Annotated in this window: 5 protein-coding genes; 1 reads left to right on the top strand and 4 read right to left on the bottom strand. The window is 70.6% G+C overall.

All coding sequences use genetic code 11. The features are described from left to right. Nucleotides 1-503: 503 nt before the first annotated feature. The 4 genes from MFF13_RS05630 to MFF13_RS05615 all read right to left on the bottom strand — a co-directional run bounded on the left by MFF13_RS05630 (nt 504) and on the right by MFF13_RS05615 (nt 5,429). Nucleotides 504-1,235: an MIP/aquaporin family protein gene (locus MFF13_RS05630; RefSeq protein ID WP_147753086.1), complete on the bottom strand. Its 732-nt coding sequence runs from the start codon at nt 1,233-1,235 to the stop codon at nt 504-506. Nucleotides 1,236-1,387: 152 nt separating this feature from the next. Then, nucleotides 1,388-2,893: a glycerol kinase GlpK gene (gene glpK, locus MFF13_RS05625; protein WP_147814943.1), complete on the bottom strand. Its 1,506-nt coding sequence runs from the start codon at nt 2,891-2,893 to the stop codon at nt 1,388-1,390. A gap of 83 nt (nt 2,894-2,976) precedes the next feature. After that, nucleotides 2,977-4,509: a glycerol-3-phosphate dehydrogenase gene (gene glpD / locus MFF13_RS05620; RefSeq protein ID WP_238271307.1), complete on the bottom strand. Its 1,533-nt coding sequence runs from the start codon at nt 4,507-4,509 to the stop codon at nt 2,977-2,979. An 86-nt stretch (nt 4,510-4,595) separates the two neighbouring features. After that, complete coding sequence (locus MFF13_RS05615) at nt 4,596-5,429, bottom strand: DeoR/GlpR family DNA-binding transcription regulator (RefSeq protein WP_238271305.1); 834 nt, start codon at nt 5,427-5,429, stop codon at nt 4,596-4,598. A 436-nt stretch (nt 5,430-5,865) separates the two neighbouring features. Between MFF13_RS05615 and MFF13_RS05610 the strand changes: the two genes are divergently transcribed. Then, entirely contained in the window at nt 5,866-7,098 is a 1,233-nt protein-coding gene (locus MFF13_RS05610) for a winged helix-turn-helix domain-containing protein (RefSeq protein ID WP_283205810.1), read from the top strand. Nucleotides 7,099-7,100: the final 2 nt, after the last annotated feature.

Raw genomic sequence — 7,100 nt, 5'->3', positions numbered from 1 at the left:
ACTTCTGCAGCAGCCTGCTAGGCCACTTGTGGCAACGCCGCCTTAGAAAAATCACGTCGAGCACTGATTTTCACTGCACTCTTTTTACTTCGATGGATGGCCGCCCATTGTCATGAAGGCTGTTTAATCCGAGTTTATGCAAAGATTTCTCATTGGGGAGTCCGTGATACCCTAGGCAAACCCTCCCACCAAGAAAGCTTTTCCATCCGACTTTTTTAGATATCTACATTCGCCACGGCCTCGGATGACGCGCGCCCCCCCGCGGGCGGGGAGTGGCCCGGCTGCACCCCGTCGTGCAGCCGGGAAGCGAAGGCGAAGCCGAAGCGACGGTGAGGGGTTGCCGAAGGACGAGCCTCCTCCGGGCCGGCCCCCTCGCTGTCGGCTGCCGCCTCGCTTCGCCGACGACAAGGTCGGCAAAGCCCTCTCCCCGCACGCGGGGCGAGGGGATGCGCGCGCATCGAATCACCAAAAGCAGGGATGCGTGTGAATCCGGTGGCACCGGATCAGAAGCCGATCAGCAGGATCGCCAGCGCCGCGAGGGCGGCGCCGACCGCCGGGCCGGCGACCGGGATCAGGGCGTAGCCCCAATCCGAGCCGCCCTTGCCGGCGATCGGCAGCACCGCGTGGGCGAGGCGCGGCCCGAGATCGCGGGCGGGGTTGATCGCGTAGCCGGTGGTGCCGCCGAGCGACAGGCCGATGCTCCAGACCACCATGCCGACGAGGTAGGGCGCCAGCCCCGTGGGGATGTTGCCCGAAGCCCCCACCGACCGCGACAGCAGGGCGCTGATGATCAGGATCAGCAGGAAGGTGCCAATGATCTCGCTCGTCCAGTTGGCGGCCGTTTGCCGGATCGCCGGATCGGTGCAGAAGCAGGCCCGCTTCAGGCCCGGATCCTCGGTGACGGCCCAGTGCGGCAGGTAGTGCAGCCACACCACCGTCGCGCCGAGGAAAGCTCCGATCATCTGCGCCGGCACGTAGACTAGGAGCTTGCTCGGATTCCCGGAGGTGATCGCGCCGGCGATCGTCACAGCCGGGTTGAGGTGGGCGTCGGGGCTGCCGGTCGCGGTCGCGACGAAGATGCCGGCCAGCACCGCGAAGGCCCAGCCGGCGGTGATCGCGATCCAGCCTGCGCCTTCCGCCTTGGAGCCGCGCAGCAGCGCGCCGGCCACGACCCCGTTGCCAAGGATGATCAGCACCATCGTGCCGAGAAGCTCGCCCAGGAACGGCGATGTCATGGGGTGTCCTCCGAAAATGTCCGAGACGGGAAGCGGCGAGGCGGCCTCGTCCCAAATCCGGTCGATCCCTTCGGGATGGCGGATTTGGCCGTCGCTCATGCGCCGCGCGGGCTTGCGGATACGGCGTCCGCTTTGATCAAGCGGATGCCGTATCAGTCCTCCTGCTCGTCCCAGTCGAAGGCGCGCTTCACGGCGCGGCCCCAGGCGGCGGTGATGCGTCGGCGCTCGCCCGCATCCATGTTCGGCTCCCAGCGCCGGTCGACGCCCCAGTTGCGCACGAGGTCGTCGGTGCTCTTCCAGTAGCCGGTGGCGAGGCCGGCGGCGTAGGCCGCGCCGAGCGCCGTCGTCTCGGTGACCTTCGGGCGCACCACCGGCACGTCGAGGATGTCGGCCTGGAACTGCATCAGGGTGACGTTGGCGACCATGCCGCCGTCCGAGCGCAGCTCGCGCACGGGGATGCCGGAATCCTTCTCCATCGCCTCCAGCACCTCGTGCGTCTGGAAGGCGGTGGCCTCCAGGCAGGCGCGGGCGATGTGGCCGCGGTTGGCGTAGCGGGTCAACCCGATGATCAGCCCGCGCGCACCCTCGTTCCAGTGCGGCGCGTAGAGGCCCGAGAAGGCGGGCACGAAGTAGACGCCGCCGTTGTCCGCGACCGTTGTGGCGAGGCTCTCGACCTCGGCGCTGTCCTTGATCATGTGCAGGTTGTCGCGCAGCCACTGCACCAGCGCGCCGGTGATCGCGATCGAGCCCTCCAGCGCGTAGACCGCCGGCTTGCCGTCGAGCTTGTAGCCCAGCGTCGTCACGAGGCCGCAGGTGGAGGGCACCGGCGTCTCGCCGGTGTTCATCAGCGCGAAGCAGCCGGTGCCGTAGGTGTTCTTGGCCTCGCCCGGCTGGAAGCAGGTCTGGCCGAACAGGGCCGCCTGCTGGTCGCCGAGGATGCCGGCGATCGGCACGCCGGAAAACGGCACCCGCGTCTCGCCGTAGACCTGCGAGGACGAGACGATCTCGGGCAGCATGGCGCGGGGGATGCCGAAGGCGGCGAGCATGCCGTCGTCCCAGGCCAGCGTCTCGAGGGACATCAGCTGCGTGCGGCTGGCGTTGGTCACGTCGGTGAGGTGGAGGCCGCCGTCCGGGCCGCCGGTCAGGTTCCAGACGAGCCAGGTGTCGATGTTGCCGAACAGCACGTCGCCGGCTTCCGCCTTCTCGCGGGCGCCCTCGACGTGGTCGAGGAGCCAGCGCAGCTTCAGCCCCGAGAAGTAGCTCGCCAGCGGCAGCCCGGTCAGCGCGCGGAAGCGGTCGCGCCCGCCGTCGCGGGCGTATTCGGTCACGAGGCGGTCGTTGCGCGTGTCCTGCCAGACCAGGGCGTTGTGGAGCGGTGCACCCGTGCGCTTGTCCCAGATCAGGGTGGTCTCGCGCTGGTTGGTGATGCCGATCGACAGGAGGTCCTTCGGCGTCAGCCCGGCGCCGTCGAGGGCGTCCTGCATCACCCCTTGCGTGTTGCGCCAGATCTCCATCGGGTCATGCTCGACATGGCCCGGCCGCGGGTAGATCTGCGCGTGCTCGCGCTGCTTGCAGACGATGATGCGCCCCTCGCGGTCGAACACGATGAAGCGGCTGCTGGTGGTGCCCTGGTCGATGGCGCCGACATACTGGGACATGGCTGTCTTCCCTCCCTCGAGGAACGTGGGTCGATCTTGGTCTCGCGGACCGGTCTTCGCGCCGGTTCCGCCGTTCGGGTCTTTCAGGCCGCCTCCGCCTTTCGCGTCAGGTAGGCGGACAGGCGCGCGGCCCCCTCCGGACCGGTGCGCAGGCCGAGCTTCGAGCGGCGCCAGAGGATGTCCTCCGCCGTGCGGACCCATTCGGTCCGGACGAGGTAGTCGACCTCCGCCGCGCTCAAGCCTCCGTCGAAGGCCTCGCCGAGGTCGGCGAGGCTGCGCGCGCCGGCCACGATCGCCCGCGCCTCGGTGCCGTAGGCGCGGGCGAGGCGCTTGGCGGTCTCGGCCGGCAGGAACGGCGCCTCGCGGGCGAAGGCTTTGAGGAACGCGTCGAAATCCGCCTCCGGCATGGCCCCGCCGGGCAGGGTCGCCTCCCCCGTCCAGGCCGGCTCGAGGTTCGGGAAGTAGGCTGCGATCTTCTCGATCGCGTGCTCGGCCAGGCGCCGGTAGGTGGTGATCTTGCCGCCGAACACGGACAGCGCGGGCGCCTGCCCGCCGGCGTCGTCCACGTCGAGCACGTAGTCGCGCGTCACCGCCGAGGCGTTCGCGGCGGCGTCGTCGTAGAGCGGCCGCACCCCCGAATAGCTCCAGACCACGTCCTCCGGCCCGATGGCGCGCGCGAACGAGCGGTTGACGCAGTCGCAGAGGTAGCGCGTCTCGTCCTCCGAGATCCGCACCGGGCCGGGCTCGTCCTCGTAGGGGACATCGGTGGTGCCGATCAGCGTGAAGTCGCGCTCGTAGGGAATCGCGAAGATGATGCGCTTGTCCGGCTGCTGCAGGATGTAGGCCTGGTCGCCCTCGTAAAGTCTGCGCACCACGATGTGGCTGCCCTTGATCAGCCGCACCGCCGCGCGGCTGTTCACGCCGAGCGTGCCGCCCAGCGTCTCGCTGACCCAGGGGCCGGCGGCGTTCACCACCGCCTTCGCCCGGACCGTCTCGGTGCGCCCGGTGACGGCGTCGCGCAGGGTCGCGGTCCAGGTCCCGTCGATGCGGCGCGCCGACTCGACGCCGGTCCGGGTGCGGATCTCGGCGCCGCGCGCCCGCGCATCCATGGCGTTGAGCACCACGAGGCGGCTGTCCTCGACCCAGCAGTCGGAATAGACGAACCCCTTCGTCAGGCGGTCCTGCAACGGCGCGCCCACAGGTGATGTTCGCAAACGAACCATCTTCGAGCCGGGGAGGGTGCGGAGCCGCGCGAGGTGGTCGTACAGGAACAGGCCGACCCGCAGCATCCAGGCCGGGCGCAGGCCCTTGTCGTGCGGCAGCACGAAGCGCAGCGGCCAGATGATGTGCGGCGCCTGCCGCAGCAGGCGCTCGCGCTCGGCCAGGGCCTCCCGCACCAGGCGGAACTCGTAGTATTCGAGGTAGCGCAGCCCGCCGTGGATCAGCTTCGTGCTCGACGACGAGGTGAACTCGGCGAGGTCCCCGCGCTCGCACAGCAGCACCGAGAGGCCGCGGCCCGCCGCGTCGCGGGCGATGCCGGTGCCGTTGATGCCGCCGCCGATGACGAGCAGGTCGTAGGGGGCGCCAGGCGCCCGCACGTTCGAGACCGTCGTCATGGTTCACCTCCCGCCCCGGCCGATGCCGCGTTCGGCAGAATATTGCCTTATCTTAGGATTTTCGCAAGCGAAAATTTTTATGTTCGTTACGGTTCGTCCCGGTCGGCCACCGCGAGGGTGACGCCGTGGCGCTCCATCAGCGCGGCGATCTCGGGCGGCGGGGCGCGGTCGGTGAAGAAGGTGTCGACCTGCTCGAGCCGCCCGACCTCGACCATCGGCCGGCGGGTGAACTTGGTGTGGTCGGCCACGAGGAAGGTCTGGCGCGCATGCGCCAGGATGGTCTGCGTCGCCCGCACCTCCTCGTAGTCGTAGTCGAGGAGGGCGCCGTCGCCGTCGATGCCGCTGATGCCGATCACCGCCACGTCGACGCGGAACTGGCTGAGCGTGTCGCAGGTGAGTTGCCCCAGAACCGCGCCGTCGCGGTTGCGGATGGTGCCGCCGGCCACGACGATGCGGAAGTCGGTCGCCTCCGCCAGCCCGACCGCCACGTTGAGGTTGTTGGTGATGATGCTCAGGTCGTCGTGCCGGACGAGCTCTCGCGCCACCGCCTCCGGCGTGGTGCCGATGTTGAGGAAGACCGAGCAGTGCGACGGGATGCGGCTCGCCGCGAGCCGGCCGATCCGCGTCTTCTCGGACAGGAGCGTGGTGCGGCGGTCGGCGTAGGCGATGTTCTCGACGCTGGAGGGCAGGCCGCCGCCGCCGCGGTAGCGCTCCAGCCGCCCCTCCGCGCTGAGCTCGTTCAGGTCGCGCCGGATGGTCTGGACGGTGACGCCGAACTGGCTCGCCAGGGCTTCGATCGTCACGAACCCGCGCTGGCGGACGGCGACGACGATCGCCGAGCGCCGCGCCTCCACCGTCGACGTGTCGGCGCGCTCGCCCGCCTTCCGCTCGAAACCGCCCCGATCGAGGATACGCGTCATGGCAATTCCGGCCCGGGACATGCTGGTCTCGCAATGCCCGCCGATCCTTCCCGTTCGCCGCCGTCTAAGACGAAGAAGGGAAGGGGGAGGCGGGCGTTCCGACACGAAGTGTATGTGACCGGCCGGGTTTCGCAAACGAAACGCCGCATCATCGTTTGGGATGAGCGCCGACCGTTCGCACCGGACGCGGACGCTGCGTTTCCGGCCCTCGCGCTTGTCTCGACGAAGCGGCGCGCCGATGTTGGCGCGCATCGCCTTCGAAGGGCCATGCGGGAAGCGGTCGCTGTCCGCGCGAATGGGGAGGGACGTCGTCGATGCCGGAGGTCGTCCGGGACGCGCCCGCCGCGGTCGGGTTCTCGCAAAACGCCCCTGACCGCCAAGACCGCGCGGCGCATCGGCGGATGATCGGCCCGCCGCCGCCATTCGGAGAGCGGTCCTGAAAGCGGACCTCTCGGCCGCCGAGGCCCGCCGCATCGCCCTGGCGGCCCAGGGTTTTGCAGCGGGGCGGCGTGAGGGCGCCGTCACCGACGCGCGGATGCGCCGGGAGATCGGCCGCCTCGGCCTGCTCCAGATCGACAGCGTGAACGTGCTGGTGCGCGCCCACTACCTGCCGCTGTTCTCGCGGCTGGGCGCCTACGCGCGCGACCGCCTCGACGCGATGGCCGCCGCCCGGCCGATGCGGTTCTTCGAATACTGGGGCCACGAGGCCTCGCTGCTGCCCATCGACCACCACCCCCTGCTGCGCTGGCGCATGGCCCGCGCCCGCGACGGCCGCGACGTGTGGCGGCGGCTCGAACCCTTCGCCGGAGAGCGGCGCAACGAGGCCGAGGCGGTCCTCGCCCGCATCGCGGCGGACGGGCCGCTGGCCGCCTCGGACCTCGCGGAAACCCGGGCCGGGTCCGGCATGTGGGCGTGGAGCGCGGGCAAGCACGCGCTCGAATGGCTGTTCTGGGCCGGCCTCGTCGCCGCGACGCACCGGCGCGGCAGCTTCGAGCGGGTCTACGACCTGCCCGAGCGGGTGCTCCCCCGCGCCGTGCTCGCGCGCCCGACCCCGACCGGTGCCGACGCCCGGCGGGACCTGATATCGCATGCGGCCCGGGCGCTCGGCGTGGCGACGGCGCAGGACCTGCGCGACTATTACCGCCTCTCGCCGGCCGACGCGGACCGACCGATCGCTGAGCTGGTCGAGGACGGGACGCTCGTGCCGGCCGAGGTTCGCGGCTGGCGCCGCCAAGCCTACCTGCACAGGGATGCGCGCCCCGGCCGCCGGCTCGACGGGGCGGCGCTGCTGTCGCCCTTCGATCCGCTGGTCTGGCACCGCCCGCGCACCGAGCGACTGTTCGGGTTCCGCTACCGCCTCGAGATCTACACGCCCGCCCACAAGCGCGAGCACGGCTACTACGTCCTGCCGTTCCTGATGGACGGCGCCCTCGTCGCCCGCGTGGACCTGAAGGCGGACCGCAAGCGCGGCCGGCTCGTCGTCCAGCGCGTGCACCTGGAACCGGAGGCGCCCCCCGCCACCCTGGAACGCCTGCTGGTGGAACTCCGCCTAATGGCATCGTGGCTCGACCTGCCGAGGCTTGCCGCCGCCCCCGCCGCGGCCGGCACCGGCCTGCCCGTCGCGGACGCCGTCGAGGCCGACCCGCCGGCCGCAGAACCGGTGGAGTGAGG

It is taken from the genome of Methylobacterium cerastii (assembly GCF_022179125.1).
Lineage (GTDB): Bacteria > Pseudomonadota > Alphaproteobacteria > Rhizobiales > Beijerinckiaceae > Methylobacterium > Methylobacterium cerastii.
This window is presented reverse-complemented; position numbering and strand designations above follow the sequence as displayed.